Annotated in this window: 13 protein-coding genes; 1 reads left to right on the top strand and 12 read right to left on the bottom strand. The window is 42.1% G+C overall.

The window, feature by feature from the left end:
- Positions 1-79 precede the first annotated feature (79 nt).
- The 8 genes from FD05_RS02145 to FD05_RS11745 form a co-directional block, all read right to left on the bottom strand.
- Positions 80-739, bottom strand: a complete 660-nt coding sequence (locus FD05_RS02145) for a histidine phosphatase family protein (RefSeq protein WP_020281331.1) — start codon at positions 737-739, stop codon at positions 80-82.
- A gap of 170 nt (positions 740-909) precedes the next feature.
- Complete coding sequence (locus FD05_RS02140; protein ID WP_020281332.1) at positions 910-1,314, bottom strand: hypothetical protein; 405 nt, start codon at positions 1,312-1,314, stop codon at positions 910-912.
- A 1,152-nt stretch (positions 1,315-2,466) separates the two neighbouring features.
- On the bottom strand, positions 2,467-3,324 hold the full coding sequence (locus FD05_RS02125) for an aldo/keto reductase (RefSeq protein ID WP_020281335.1): 858 nt from the start codon (positions 3,322-3,324) through the stop codon (positions 2,467-2,469).
- A gap of 14 nt (positions 3,325-3,338) precedes the next feature.
- Positions 3,339-3,896, bottom strand: a complete 558-nt coding sequence (locus FD05_RS02120; protein WP_020281336.1) for a sugar O-acetyltransferase — start codon at positions 3,894-3,896, stop codon at positions 3,339-3,341.
- Positions 3,897-4,238: 342 nt separating this feature from the next.
- Positions 4,239-5,663, bottom strand: a complete 1,425-nt coding sequence (gene araA / locus FD05_RS02115; protein ID WP_020281337.1) for an L-arabinose isomerase — start codon at positions 5,661-5,663, stop codon at positions 4,239-4,241.
- A 59-nt stretch (positions 5,664-5,722) separates the two neighbouring features.
- Complete coding sequence (locus tag FD05_RS02110; protein ID WP_020281338.1) at positions 5,723-7,096, bottom strand: sugar porter family MFS transporter; 1,374 nt, start codon at positions 7,094-7,096, stop codon at positions 5,723-5,725.
- A 242-nt stretch (positions 7,097-7,338) separates the two neighbouring features.
- Complete coding sequence (locus tag FD05_RS02105) at positions 7,339-8,421, bottom strand: GntR family transcriptional regulator (protein WP_020281339.1); 1,083 nt, start codon at positions 8,419-8,421, stop codon at positions 7,339-7,341.
- 36 nt (positions 8,422-8,457) lie between these two features.
- Positions 8,458-8,631: a hypothetical protein gene (locus tag FD05_RS11745; RefSeq protein WP_020281340.1), complete on the bottom strand. Its 174-nt coding sequence runs from the start codon at positions 8,629-8,631 to the stop codon at positions 8,458-8,460.
- 184 nt (positions 8,632-8,815) lie between these two features.
- Here FD05_RS11745 and FD05_RS02100 point away from each other — a divergent pair, with 184 nt between their 5' ends.
- A complete protein-coding gene (locus tag FD05_RS02100; protein WP_020281341.1) occupies positions 8,816-9,832 on the top strand; it encodes an aldose epimerase family protein in 1,017 nt (338 codons plus the stop codon).
- Between the two features lie 73 nt (positions 9,833-9,905).
- Here the strand turns inward: FD05_RS02100 and FD05_RS02095 are convergent, their stop codons facing one another.
- The 4 genes from FD05_RS02095 to uxaC form a co-directional block, all read right to left on the bottom strand.
- Entirely contained in the window at positions 9,906-11,084 is a 1,179-nt protein-coding gene (locus tag FD05_RS02095; protein WP_020281342.1) for an acetate/propionate family kinase, read from the bottom strand.
- A gap of 211 nt (positions 11,085-11,295) precedes the next feature.
- Positions 11,296-12,840, bottom strand: coding sequence for a gluconokinase (gene gntK, locus FD05_RS02090; RefSeq protein WP_020281343.1), 1,545 nt, complete (start codon positions 12,838-12,840; stop codon positions 11,296-11,298).
- Positions 12,841-12,857: 17 nt separating this feature from the next.
- Entirely contained in the window at positions 12,858-13,850 is a 993-nt protein-coding gene (locus FD05_RS02085) for a D-isomer specific 2-hydroxyacid dehydrogenase family protein (RefSeq protein WP_020281344.1), read from the bottom strand.
- Positions 13,851-13,948: 98 nt separating this feature from the next.
- Positions 13,949-15,373: a glucuronate isomerase gene (uxaC, locus tag FD05_RS02080; protein WP_020281345.1), complete on the bottom strand. Its 1,425-nt coding sequence runs from the start codon at positions 15,371-15,373 to the stop codon at positions 13,949-13,951.
- Positions 15,374-15,387: the final 14 nt, after the last annotated feature.

Raw genomic sequence — 15,387 nt, 5'->3', positions numbered from 1 at the left:
TAAAAACAATGGTCAGGGCAACAAACGTCCTGACCAGCACATGTCCTACAAATATATCATATTAAGCAATTATAAACAACTAGACCTCGCCGAGATTGTTGAAGTACTCAACTTGGATATCGTCATCAGTGATGATCAACTTGGTGACACTGCCGTTTTTAGTTGCGACCCCCAAATCCAATTTGGGCGCATAGCGGTCCACAATCGAACGGATAGTCATGCCGTGTGACACGATTAAGATGTCCTCGCCGTCATGAGTGTTCTCACGAATTTTGTCAAAGCCGTGATCAAGTCGTTCCCAAAACATCTGATTGTTCTCAGCATTATTATACAAATCAGCCTTGTGGATCAAATCTCGTGCCCGCTCCAAACCAAAGTTTGTCAAAACTTCTTTTTCAGTCGTCTCTTGAACTTGAGCACCAACAAATTGCCACATTTGATTCAAGTCGTTTCCTTCAAAATAACCGTGAAATTGTTCTCGTAATTCGGGATATTGGTAACTTACAATGTTCATATTGTGCGGATTGGCCTTCATAATAATTTTGCCGGTGTCAATTGCCCGACCGGAGTCGCTGGTAAATGAAGCGGCAAAGTTAATCTTGGAGAGTCGTTTTCCAGCACTTTCGGCATCTTGGATTCCCTTTTTAGTGAGCGGAGAATCAATCCATCCCTGAACCTTGTTGTACAAGTTTAAGTATGTTTGTCCGTGCCGGACCATGTAAGCAGTAACCTTTGTCAAAAAATCATCCCATTTCTCAAAAATTTGCTTTCACATACCTTCAGTATAGCGGATCGGATATGGTTTAGCATTAAAAGCACCTTGAATTCGCGAAAATTCACTACATGCCCTGGTACAAAAGCGATCATAAGAAAGGCCTCGATGGTAGCAGGATTTGCTTCCATCGAGGCTTATTTTGATTCATTCCATAAAGAGATCGCACCAGCCGCAACTGCTAAGATAATCAGCATGACAATCATGGGAAGCAAAAAGTGATTCCCTGACATCGCCTGCTGAACAGCTGGAATTAAATTCACAATGATTAGCACACCAGCAAGCGTTAACACAATTGACCTGTTATGTATGAACAAGTAGCCAATTCCGCCAATGACATTCATTCCACCGGCAAATATTAACCAATAAATGTCTTCCATGCCCTTTGAAACTGGCGTTGGACCCAGTGCAAAGATACTGAAGAATATGACAATCCCACCAAGCAGCATCAGTAATAATCCAATCAATATTTTAGATAACTTCCGGTTACTTGCATCCAAACGATTATCCCCCAAGTAAATGGCTTTATTGTACAAATTCATCACCACCGCCTTCTTCCAACTCGTCAGGATCTCTATATAATTAGAAATATCGATAAGTGGCCGTTGCGGTATGGAAAACCAATACACTGTCAATCTTAAATAGAACCACATGCCTCATTCCAAGATGAGTATATCCGTATTTATCTTGGATTGTGTATATGTTTGCATTCATAGCTTTACTTAACCCTGGATCGTGCACAGGATTACAATTGATCGCCGATTCTGGGTGGCCAGACAAGATCATTGTCATCCTCACAGTAGTCGACGGCGAGATGGATAATAGAATCATGCCCGTCAAAACAGTAATGCAGATGCCCAGAATAATTGTTTTGACTATCTTCGTTACGTTCTTCGCTTTCGTGCTCATCTTTCGTTCCCCATTCGTATGACATAACATCAAATGAATATTAAGCATCAATAATTAACAATCCGAATTAGTGAATCTGATGCCGCTTCGAACATAAGAATGCTATGCCAAATGATCATAAGTCGGTATTGCAATGTGGAAAATTAGAATGGAATGAACTTCAAACAATGAAATATGGCTTATTCCGACCCCACTGAATGAATCCTTCATAGGAATTGTATAAATGTTTGTCTTCAAAGCAGAACTTGCCTCATTGCTATGAACCGGCTTTGTCTGCAGTGCCATTCTTGGATGACCAAGTAGTGCAATTGTCATTCTAACCGTATTTTTAGACGAAATGGAAAGTAGAAGTATGCATGTCAACATGATTGCAAGAACGCTAATGAATCCTTTCCTGAGCTTTCGTATGGTATTTGTTGATTTTGAACTATTCATAATTAAATCCCCGTTTATGATAAATGATTCATTTCCCCAAATGAATTAGTTTAGCTTGTTGTTATATACCAACAAATTCTGTTATAGCACTCTGGAAAAATATTTCAACAGGCTTGTTCAATGCATAACGACATGTTGGAATCAATTAAAATGTTTCTTTTCATATATGCAGTCTGTCAGTGATTTCCAAAATAATAATCAAAATATTTATTTCACAATTGATTTGCTAGATCATTTAGAAGACATGGGAAAAATCATTTTGAACAATTTTATATTGAATCGTTAAATAAAAAGACTTGGCCGATGAAATAATAGCGAAATTCATCAGCCAAGCCTTATTTTATTAGACATTAATGATGCGGATACTGATGCCCAATCTCATACACCATCTCAGGTTCCTGGCTGATCCGGGTATTCCGATTCAAACCATCAACCTGTTTCATTTCGTCTGCATTCAATTCAAAATCATAAATGTCAGCGTTCTGCCTAATCCGTTCTGGATGGACTGACTTGGGAATAAACGCATCCCCCCGTTGGAAATGCCATCTCAAAATGACTTGGGCGGCTGACTTACCGTGTTTGGCTGCGATACCGGTAATCACGGGATCATCAAAGATCCGACCACGTCCGAGTGGTGCCCAGGCCTGGGTAACAATGTGATTCTCACGATCAAAATCAATCATTGCTTTTTGTGACAGGTATGGATGAACTTCCAACTGGTTCAAGACTGGCATTTCGTTCGCTTTGGTGGCCAAATACTGCAGGTGCAGCATGCCGTAATTACTGGTTCCGATTGACTTTGCCAAACCCTGTTCCTTAAGACTCTCGAATGCCCGCCAAGTTTCAAAGAAGTGGGTGTGGATTGGCCAGTGAACCAATAACAGGTCCACGTAGTCCAACTGCAGCTTCTTCAATGATTCTTCAAATGAAGACATCACTTTATCGTATCCTTGGTTGTCTTCTGAAATCTTCGTTGTGACAAAGATATCGTCCCGATTGACGTCCAAGTCCTGAATGGCTTTACCAACCGCAGCTTCATTACCATACATCTGAGCGGTATCAAACAACCGATAGCCGTCATCATATGCCGATTTAACGGACTTAATCAACTCATCCTCATCAGTCATCCGATATACGCCAAGACCCTCTTGGGGCATCGGGTGGCCATCTGCTAATTCAATTCGACTACTAATATTCTCTTTACTCATGCAAATCCTCCGTGCTATTTTAAATTTTTAATGACTCTGGCAGGATTTCCGCCGATCAATACGTTGTCGCCAAATGATTTGGTGACAACAGCGCCTGCAGCAATTATAACATTGTTGCCGAGGGTCACGCCGGGCACAATAATTGAGCCGCCCCCTGCCCAGAGGTTGTCACCGATCGTGACGTCAGCTGGATACTCATATCCGGCTTGACGATCCTTAACATCAAGCGGATGGTTCACCGAAAAGATTTGGACATTCGGGCCAAGCAAGGCATTATCACCAATGGTAATCTTACCAACATCAATGAAGGTACAACCATAATTGGCAAAAAAGTTCTCACCAACGGAAACTGAGTATCCATAATCACACTGAAATGGCGATTGGATATCAACTTTTTCACCGGTGTGCTTAAACATCTTTTTAATAATCTGGCTACCTTGCTTCGGATCCTCTCGGGCAACCCGATTAAATTCATCCACCAACAATCGATTGGTTCTGCGATCTTCGGCTAATTCATCGCTGATGTTTAGGTACTTCTCACCAGCCAACATCTTCTCTTTTTCAGTCCGCATTTTCAATTTTCCTCCTATATAAACAGCTATGTACAAAATGAGGTCGAGGCAAAAGGGAATTTGTCTCAACCTCATTTCAATTATGATTAAGTTCCAATATCAGTCTCTCGGAACTTGATTAGTGGAACTTTATATTGGGTAATCTCTCGGGGTTACTCGTTAGCAGGGTCGGTTGATGGTAGCAAATGCTTTTTTGCACTCTGCTTTTTACCTAGCCGAAACGTGTTCCGACACCCCTGACCCCTACTGCATAAGGCAAAGCTACCAACAATGAACACAAACCGTTCATTATTGATACCTTTACCTTATGCTCCGGGGCCACCCGGGGCTCGTCACACTCTGCTACTTAATATCGTTAAAGGTAAGACCAAACATAGTAGCTAAGTCTTGGAATTGTGTCTCAGTTGCGTTGAATGTCAAGACAGTGTGATGTCCACCACCATCATGAATCCATTGAGTAGCACCATTCTTCAAGCCCATCTTTGGAGTCCACATTTGTTTTGCAACTGGCAGATGTGGTGTTTCCTTAGGTGCTTTGTTACCTTCAACCGCATAACCGATCATACGGTATTCGTTACCAAAGTCTGAGATGGTAACATCCATTGCGTCACCGGCACGGCCAGAGAATACCAAACGTGCAGGATCTGCTTTGCCACCAATGTCCAATGGGTGAACTTCGACACGAGGCTTGTCACTGGCAATACCTGGGTCAACTTCAAGCATATGTGATCCAAGGATAGCTTCCTTACCCTTTTGTAATTCAAGAGTGTAGTCTTCCATGAATGCAGTAGCCTGATTATGAGTCATGATCTTAACTAAGCGGTCAAGAGCAGCTGTCTTCCAGTCACCTTCAGCACCGAAACCATAGCCGTCAGCCATGAGCAATTGTGCTGCAAGACCAGGTAATTGTTCCAAACCATAAAGGTCTTCGAAGTTGGTAGTGAATGCTGAGTAGTTACCTTTGTCCAAGAAGTTCTTGATTCCGAAGTATTCACGGATTTGGTAACGAACAGAATGCTCGTACTTATCCTTGTCATTGTCGCCTTGAACAAATTCATATTTGTCTTGTAATTCTTTGTACTTAGCGTCGATATCGCTTTCAGAAACAGCGTTAACTGATTCTACCAAGTCACCTAAGGCATAGTAATCAACAGTCCAACCAAATTGGATTTGGGCTTCAACTTTGTCACCTTCAGTAACAGCAACGTTACGCATGTTGTCACCGAAACGAGCAACCTTGATCTTGAAGCTTTCGTCATAAGCAACTGCAACATTTTCCCAGTCAGCAATTTCGTCTTGGACTTCTGGATCTCCCCACCAGCCGTAAACGATCTTGTTGTTCTTACGAAGACGTGCATTGATAAAGCCGTATTCACGGTCACCATGAGCACTTTGGTTAAGGTTCATGTAGTCAAAGTCAATGGTGTCATATGGAATGTGATCCAAGTATTGAGTTGCCAAGTGAAGTAATGGCTTTTGAAGTAACTTAGTACCACGGATCCAGTTTTTAGCTGGTGAGAATGTGTGCATCCAAGTAATAATACCAGCTACTTTATCATTGTAGTTAACGTCTTTCATTAACTGAGTGATACCGTCAGCAGTAGTGGCAACCATCTTGAACACGATTGGGTAAGGTAATTTACCAGAGGCATTTAACTTATCAACCATATCCTTAGCATCTTTTTCAACGGACTTTAATTGTTCTTCTCCGTAAAGATGTTGACTACCGGTAACAAACCAAAATTCATAATCAGGTACTTGTAACATAGTTTTCTCTCCTCTTGATGATTTATTAATTTTTAGACGAATGGTCTAAAATTGGTTAACTATTTTGTGGCATCTGTCGATACACTCTCTCCAGCTGCCTTGTGAAGATCAAGCTCGATCTCTTCAAGTGACTTACCACGAGTCTCAAGGAACTTGCTGTGGCATACCCAAATGGCAATCCCACAGATGACTGCGTAGAACAGGAAGGCATTATCCAATCCCCATGAGCTAAGCATCATTGGGAATGTCAATGAAACAACCATGTCGGCTAACCAGTTGGTTGCTGAACAAAGTGATGTTCCCAACCCACGAATGTTCAATGGGAAGACTTCACCGATCAGAACCCAGGTAACTGGTGCCCAAGTCGTAGCGTAGAAAGCAATGTAGACAGTCAATGCAAGAGCACTTACGATAGCGGCTGTATGTGATCCGTTATCGAACTTAAGAACCGTGTACATAACAATGAGTGAAAGACCCATTCCGGCGGCACCAAACTCAAGCATCTTCTTACGGTCAACTTTATCCATCAGTAACATAGCAACAACGGTAACAATAACGTTAACAACACCAATTCCGATATGAGCAAGCAATGCAGCAATAACTCCCCAACCAACATCGGTAAAGATTGTTGGTGCATAGAAGATAACACTGTTACTACCAATAACTTGCTGGAAGATGGCAACGCCAAGTCCGGTAATCAATGCTGGACGAACGCCTTTACCAAATAATTCTTTCCAGCCGCCAACTGGTGCTTTTGCAGTTTCCTCAATTTCGGAAAGAGCTGTATCAACAGCTTTGGCATCATGCTTGTTGGTATCCATCAGAACTTCACGTGCTTCGTCTGTGTGTCCAATCTTAACTAAGAATCGAGGACTTTCTGGAAGGAAAAGTGCTCCGACGAAAAGAATGAAAGCAGGTAAAGCAGCGAAGCCTAACATCCAACGCCAGCCAGTGTACATATGAGCAAATGAGTAGTTCAAAATGTAGGCTAACAGAATACCAATCATGATCATCAACTGGAACATTGTGGCAACCGCACCATGCATACTCTTTGGAGCAAGTTCATGCAAATAGGCAGGAATCAATGCTGATGTAATACCAACACCAATACCTAAGACGACACGGGTTCCAACCAGGATTTCAAAGTTAGGCGCAAATCCTGATGTAATGGCTCCAATGAAGAAGATAACTGAAGCCCAAATTAATAACTTACGACGTCCGTAAGTATCCAAAAACTTACTAGTTGCCAGCGCACCAATAATCGCACCGATTAAAACTGAACTAACAACCCAACCTTGTTCCCATGGTCCTAAGTGAAGTTGTTTTTCAATAAACAGAATCGCACCAGAAACTGACGCAATATCGTAACCGAAAAGCAAGCCACCTAAGGCTCCAAACGTATAGATAAAGCCATTATTTGTGACCTTTTTCAAAACGAGCACCCCATTCGTAAATTTATATTTCAAAAATGTATTGCAAAAACTTTGTGCGCACCTGTAAACGGTTTCTGACATCGCTTACAAAAAGAGTATAAAATATTTATACGCATAAATCAAGATATATTTTATTTGTTAGCATAAAATTTTTGCGGAAAATAAAACACGGATGGGATGATCCGCGGTGTATCACCTCCTTTCATGGAAATGAACATGCAAAATTGTTTGTGTCACTGTGGTTAAATATTTTTAGTTGAGTCTCGAACAATTAACTTTGAATCCAAAATCTTTGAACCGCCATCCTTACCATCTAACATATTTAATAATAGTTGGGCAGCAGTATGGCCCATCGTTCTCTTTGGGTGAATCATCGTTGTCAGCGTCGGATCAATGTATTGCGAGATCTGATAATCATCAAATCCGGCAACGGAAATCTGGTCTGGAACTTGGATGCCTTCTTTACTTAACATCCCGATGACCTCAATCGCCAGCTGGTCGTTATAACAGACGATTGCGGTCGGCAAAGCGTTCATTTCTACTTTGACCCGGTTCTTAATCTTCTCTAAAACATCATTAATATTATCACTCGAACGATACATCATGATATCGCCTGATGTGGAAACGTTGGGATGCGTCTGATAGGACTTGATAAATCCGTTCATCCGGTGAACTCCCTGAAGATCATCAACTTGGAAGACTCCCAAAATCCGTTCGTGACCAGAGTTTAATAAATAGTCGACCAATTCTTTTTCAGCATCCGTATCGTTAGTTTCAACGTACGGAAAATTCAATTGAGGATAGTGGGCGTTGATGAAGACGGCCGGCTTCCCAGAATCAACGATCATTTGGTAAACGTCCAAGTTGGGATTGTCCAGCGTACTTCTGGTTGGTTCAATAATGAAGCCAACCACATCGTTGTCCAACATATTCAGCAAGTTGTGACGTTCCTTCTCATACTCGTCATGCGTATTCCCAATCAAAATTGACAAGCCTTCATCGGAAATGACCTGATCAATCCCACTAATGATGCTTGGAAAAATGTAATTAGCAATATGAGTTGTCACAACACCCACGTTTTGATTAGAACGGTCTGAAGATACCTTATTGTTAATCCAATCATTGACGTACATGCCGCCACCCTGAACCCGATAAATATAGCCTTCGTGCTCAAGGTCGCCAACAGCTCGCCGAATCGTGTACCGACTCACTTTATACATCGCCATCAACTCGGACTCGGTAGGGATCTTGTCGTTAATCTTGTATTTCCCATTAATGATGTTTGATTTAATGCTCTTCTTGACCATGACATACTTTGTTTCCATGATACTATCCCCCCGCGTTCAAATTGTGGTTCAATCCTACGTCAACATTAATAATCCAAATGTGATAAATACACAGACAAGTGCCCAAACAATAAAGTGATGGTTCGGTTTCGTTTGATCTTTACGGGCAAATTCATACATTCCCATGAAGATAAAAACAATAATTAATAAATCGGTGACACCTGATAATCCATACAAAAAAGTTTTCATCGTATACCCTTTCATCCTTCATTCATATACTCCAATAATAAAATATCATACTTTAGCAATAATTAATATAGAATTATACGGATAAATTCAAAAATTGGTATTGCATCACCGTACAAAAACATATTATAATACATATAAAAGCGGTTTCAAACCACAATTTATTTTTCTAAGGAGATTTAACTATATGAGTACCAAGAAAGAATTGTTCGATAAGTTAGATGGCAAGGACATTGAAAAGTTCACCATCACTAATGATCACGATGTTTCTGTTTCCGCAATTACATTCGGTGCCACATTGGAGGAATTCAATGTCCCCGGCCCTGACGGCAAGCCAACAAATATTCTGGTAAGTGTCCCAAGTAGTGAAGAATTGATGAAGAACCAGTACTTCTGCCAAGCAATTGGTCGAACTGCCGGTCGAATTACCAACGGTACTTTCAAGATCAAAGGCAAAGAATACCACGTCGATTCTAACGAAGGCACAACCACGTTGCATGGTGGCCCTCACGGATTTAACACCCAAATCTGGGACGGCTCATTTGACGGCGACAGGATTGTCTTCACCAAGCATATCGACTCTTCTGAAGATTCATTCCCTGGTAATATCGATGTCAAAATTACATTCTCACTGAATAATGACAACGAATTGACCGCAACGTACAGTGCCAAGAGTGACGCTGACACTTTGTTCAACCCAACTCAACACACTTACTTCAATTTGAGTGAAGAAAACAGCATCAATGGCCAATCACTCCAAATCAACGCGGATCAATATCTTGAATTGAACAAAGACAAGACCCCTACTGGTAAGAAGGTAGCTGTCGACGACACACCTTATGATTTCCGTGACAATCAAAACCTCAAAGTCGGTGTTGATGACATGAAGGCAGAAGTTGGTCACAGTTATGACGAAGTCTTTGTAATCAATGATCATAAAGATGACGAACCAGTTGCTAAATTATCTGATCCAGAATCCGGCCGCAGCGTTGCAATCAGTTCAAACCGTAACGCTTTGGTTGTCTTCACGCCAGATGACTTGACTGGAACTAATTACCTGCGTGGCCAAGGTGGCCCTTACATGGCAATCGCTTTAGAAGCCCAAAACTTGCCAGATACTCCTAACCACGAAGGCTTTGGCGATGTCACATTGCCAGCCGGTGAAGAGAAGACTTATAGCATCAAATACAAAGTAGAATTCTAATGATTTAAATAAATAATTCCATAAAAATGAACCTGCCAAGTTGTTGGCAGGTTCATTTTTTCTATCTTAGATGTTATTTATTCGAAATCGTGTTGGCAACATCCCTTACCATCGCCAATTCTTCATTAGCCGGGATCAACAGGATCCGTGCGGAAGAATCTTTAGTACCTAAATCGCCAGGCTTCTGGGCTTCATTCAACTGGCCATCCAGCTTAATTCCAAAGATTCCAAGCTTCTCGCAGACCTGTTCACGAACCCATTTATCATGTTCACCGATCCCACCAGAGAAGACAATCGCATCGACACCACCAAGTTCAGTGATGTAGCTGGCCGCAAATTTAACCGTTCGATTGACGAACATATCCAAAGCTAATTTAGCCCGATCGTCATCTGAGTCTTCCAAGTCACGCATATCTGATGAGACGCCGGAAACGCCAAGTAAGCCGGAGCGCTTGTTGAACATGTCGATCACTTCATCGGCACTGGCACCCATCTTTTTCATGAAGAATGGGACCAAGGCGGGGTCCACATCCCCCGAACGTGTCCCCATGACGAGGCCGTTCATCGGTGTGAAGCCCATCGAGGTGTCGTAACACTTGCCGTCCTTCTCAGCGGCGACAGAGGCTCCTGAGCCCAAATGAAGGGTGACCAGCTTGGCTTTATCGTTGCCTAATATCTCTTCGGCCTGTTGCGTGATAAAACCATGGTTAATGCCATGTTCACCGTAACGACGGATGGTAAATTTCTTGGTCAATTCATATGGAATCCCGTAAATGGAGTTAACTTCCGGGACATCCTTGAAAAAGGCACTGTCAAAGATCGCATACTGATCAGTGTCTGGCAAAATTCTGCGAATAATTTCAATATATTCAGCCTCAACTGGATTATGGATCGGCGCAATGTCGCCCAATTCCACAATTTGGGATAAGCTATCATCGTCAATTTTGACGACCTTATTAAAAATATCACTTCCAGCCACAACACGGTTACCAATCGCGTCAATGTCCCTCAACCGGTCAATGACACCCAGATCCTTCAGATTGTTCAGCATGATCCCCGCAGAACGTTCGTAATCAATCTTATCTTCTTCGGCCTTGTATACTTGGCCGTCGCCATACTTGATCTTAACTTTGGAGCCAGGCATGTTGAGCCGCTCAACTTCACCGTCAGCGAGCACTTCTTCTTGGGGCATTTCAAATAATTTGAATTTTAATGATGAACTTCCTGCATTGACAATTAGAACTTTGGACATTATAAGTACCTCCGTTGAATTCGAATTGGAAAATTTGATATTAAAATGAAAACGTAACCACAACTAAAATTATACTATTTGTTGAGAGTTTGTGACAACATTAGCTATTTTAATTTATCCAATCGATGAAACAGCTCGGTGAATTTTTCCCTAATAAAAAAGTTTCCAACCGACTACCACAACTGGTAGAACGGTTGGAAACTATAGCTTGTTATTTATCATTATCAGTGAACTCACGTTGATAATCCGCAATTCCTTCGTATTCTTTCGAAAGATCACGACTCAAACGCAAGTATATCGGCATTAAGGTTCTGTATCGTTTAAACACATCCTGGTTGGGCTTGTAAACCGTTTCTTTCCCCATATACTTCTTGATGTCTTCAAGATTGTCTTCCATCCCCAAAGCCATTTTGGCAAGAAACATAGCGGCCAAACTGCCGCTTTCATACGATTCCGGAATCACGATATCATGTTCAAAGATATCCGCCATCATCTGGGTCCAAAGAGTTGAACGGGCAAAACCGCCGGCAGCCAAGACCGCTTTTGGTTCACCAGTCACTTCTTTGAGCGCCAAGGTGACTGAATACAGATTGTACATAATTCCTTCCATGACGGCACGAATCATGTGAGCTCGGGTATGCTTACGGTTAAGGCCAAAGAACGATCCGCGTGCGTTAGCATCCCATAATGGGGCGCGTTCACCACCAAGATATGGATGGAAAATCAAGCCGTCTGAGCCTGCAGGAACCGTGGCCGCAATCTTTGACAGCATGTCGTAAGAATCGATATGCAGCAACTTTGCCGCTTCGACTTCACCGCCAAACAGTGAGTCATGCGCCCAATTGAGGACAATCCCACCATTGTTGATTGGTCCACCGACTAGGTACTTTCCCTTCATAACTGGGTAACAGTACAGGCGGGCTTTTGGATCCACTCGTGGTTTATCAACGAAGGTTCTCACTGCAGCCGAGGTTCCAATGTTAATTGCGAGGACACCGGTTTGAATGGCACCAACCCCGATAGTGGATAATGCCCCATCCGTAGCGCCCATGACAAAGTAAACATCTTTGTCAATGCCGATAATCTTGGCATATTCTGATTTAATTCCCTTGAACTTATCGGTTGTATCAACGAGCTCAGGAAGCTGCTTCTCAGTAACGCCTGTCTCTTTGAGTGCTTCTTCATCCCACTGGGCTGAATTCATGTTCAGCAGACCGGTTGCGGCAGCCATCGAGATTTCTTCCTTTAATACGCCGGTATACTTCCAAATAATGTATTCCTTGATGCCAACCCAGTAAGCGGCTTGATCAAAGATTTCCGGCTGTTCATTTCTAAAGTAAAGTAATTTATAGAATGGTCCCATTGGGTGAATTGGTAAGCCAGTCCGTTTGTACATTTCCATCCCACGGCCATTTTTCTTATATTCCGCAGCATATTTTTGAGAACGGTTATCCGCCCAGGTTAATGATCTGGTTAACGGTTTAAAGTCCTTATCCAAGGCAATCAAACTGTGCTGTTGGGCCGACCAAGAAATCGCGATCACTTTACCATCGGTAATATTGGCTTTAGCGACCACTTCCTGCATCGCAGAAACCGTGGCATTAAAAATTTCATCAGGATCTTCTTCGGCCATGTCGGGGGTGTCTTGATAGAGCGGATAACCCTTATTGGCCTTGCCGTATATATTTCCATCGGTATCATAAATCAACGCCTTGGTGCTGGTGGTACCAACGTCAATTCCAATAATATAATCCATAGTAATACCTCTAAATTCTAATCCTCAAGTCCATGGGTCAATTCACGGCCTGGACGCTTGCCAGCAACAATTGCTTTGACATCACTGACACATTTCTCACCCATACCATGAAGACATTCGTATGTGTAGGCTGAAGTATGTGGTGTAACCAGGATACGGTCATTCTTCAAGAATGGATGGTCAGCCTTAACAGGTTCAACTTCCATTGCATCAGCAGCATAGCCTGAGAGTTGACCAGACTTGATTGCAGCACTGATAGCGTCTTCTTCAACCAAAGCACCACGAGCGTTATTACAGATGTAAGCACCCTTTTTAAGGCTCTTGATGGTCTTTGAATTAATCATATGAAGACTGGTGTCATCAAGTGAAGCATTCAATGAGATGTAGTCACAACGGCTGAGTAAAGTTTCAAGATCTACTCGTTCAACGTTATTGTTGGTAAACCATTCTGGCTCAGTTGCCGGATGTGGATCGTTAACCAAAACTGGACCGCCAAAAATACTGAACAATTCAGCAACTCGGCTACCAATGTTTCCACAGCCGATAACACCAAATGTCTTACCACTAAGCTGATTACCCATGAATTGGGCACGGTCTTCATAACGGCCGGCACGTTCACGTTCTGATGAAGGAACAACCTGACGAACTAATGCCATTAAATTGGCAAGTTCATTTTCAGCAACTGAGTTTCTTTCAACCTTTTGTGGAACGATTGCAACTTGAGTGCCATGTTTCTTGGCAGCTTCCAAGTCAACGTTGTTAAAACCAATTCCATGACGTGAGATTAATAAAAGATCATCTTTGTTATCAAAGAATTCTTTGTTAAAGAATGGGGTAACACTGGCAATGATGACGTTAAAACCATGCAGTTTTTCAGCTAATGACTTGCCATCAATGTCCGTTGGGAGCATGAAGCGCTTAACAGTCCCAATCTTTTCCAATTCTTTCCAATGTTCAGTGAAGACCTGTCCAAAACTGTTTGAGTTAACAACTGCGATATTGTATTCCATTATGTTTTCTCCTTAATTTAAATTCATAATTATTAGCGCACTAACATATTAGTTAAACCACTTAACGTAAATTACGGTTGCCTAGGTGACTCTATTGATTAGTCTTTGTCAAAGAAGTGGAACTGATCATGAGCATTGTTGTACGAGATATCTTCAACAATCTTACCCAGGTAATCCTCGTCATCAGGTGCCTGACCTCGTTCAGCCCACTCACCGATCACGTTGCACAATACTCTTCTGAAGTACTCATGACGTGGATATGAAAGGAAGCTTCGTGAATCAGTCAGCATGCCGACAAAGTTAGGCAACAGGCTTTGTTCAGCCATGATTGTCAACTGACGCTTCATGCCGTCAAATGTATCGTTGAACCACCAAGCAGCACCTAATTGAAGCTTTTGGACACCATCTTGTTGGAAGTCACCCATTCCGGTAGCGAGTTGCATCCAGTCATTTGGATTCAATGAATAGATGATCATCTTTGGAATTTGGTCCTGCTCTTGGGCATCCATCAATAACTTCATAAATTCTTGTGCCAAATCAGGTTGAGTTCCCATTGAATCAAATCCACCATCGGGACCAAAGCTCTTAAACATTGGCTTGTTGGCGTTTCTGATAACATTCATGTGGAACTGCATGGTCCAGTTAAATTCTTTGTTCAAATGCATCAAGGCTTCAACCAACATTGTTTGATATTGGTTAATTTCAGTCTTGGTAAGCTTCTTATTGTTGCGAGCTTTATCGATAATATCGTTCATTTCATCGTCTGAAGCTTTAACAAAGTGGAAGAAGTTCAAGCCATGGTCGGAAAGACGGCCACCCAAGCTTGCAAAATACTCGAACCGTTGACGAAGGGCGCCAACCAGGCTCTTAAATGATGTAATCTTCTTGCCGGAAACTTTGGCAAGTTGATCAAGGTAATCACCGTAACTGTCTGCAGTTAAGTTGAATGCCTTATCTGGGCGCATAGCAGGCAATACTTTGAAGCCGTTTTGGTCTTCTTCTTTTTTGAGTAACTTATGATATTTCAAGTCAGATGCCGGATCATCAGTCGTGCAGACAACCTGAACATTTGAACGCTTGATTAAGTTGCGTGGCTTGAAATCATCAGTTGCTAATAATTTGTTCGCCTTTTCCCAAATAGCCGGAGCTGTCTTGGTGTTGAATACATCATTAATGCCAAAGAAGCGACGTAATTCAAGGTGAGTCCACTCAAACAGCGGATTTCCCAAAGCCTTTTCAATGGTACCAGCCCATGCGAGGAACTTTTTATAATCATCACCGTCACCGGTAATCAGATCTTCCGGAACACCGTTGGCCCGCATTAAGCGCCACTTGTAGTGGTCACCAAAGTCGCCTTCGTTAATCCAGATTCGGGTGAGATTTTTATAATTCTTATTTTCGTAAATTTCCTTTGGATCCAAGTGACAATGGAAATCGATGATCGGCATTTTTTCAGCATGATCATGAAACAATTTCTTGGCCATTGGTGTGGTCAAAAGGAAATCATCATTAAGTAATGACATGTGTCTGTCTCCTT

Source organism: Lentilactobacillus otakiensis DSM 19908 = JCM 15040, from assembly GCF_001434145.1.
Classification (GTDB): domain Bacteria; phylum Bacillota; class Bacilli; order Lactobacillales; family Lactobacillaceae; genus Lentilactobacillus; species Lentilactobacillus otakiensis.
The sequence above is the reverse complement of the archived record's forward strand: the minus strand, read 5'-3'. Positions and strand labels throughout refer to the sequence as shown.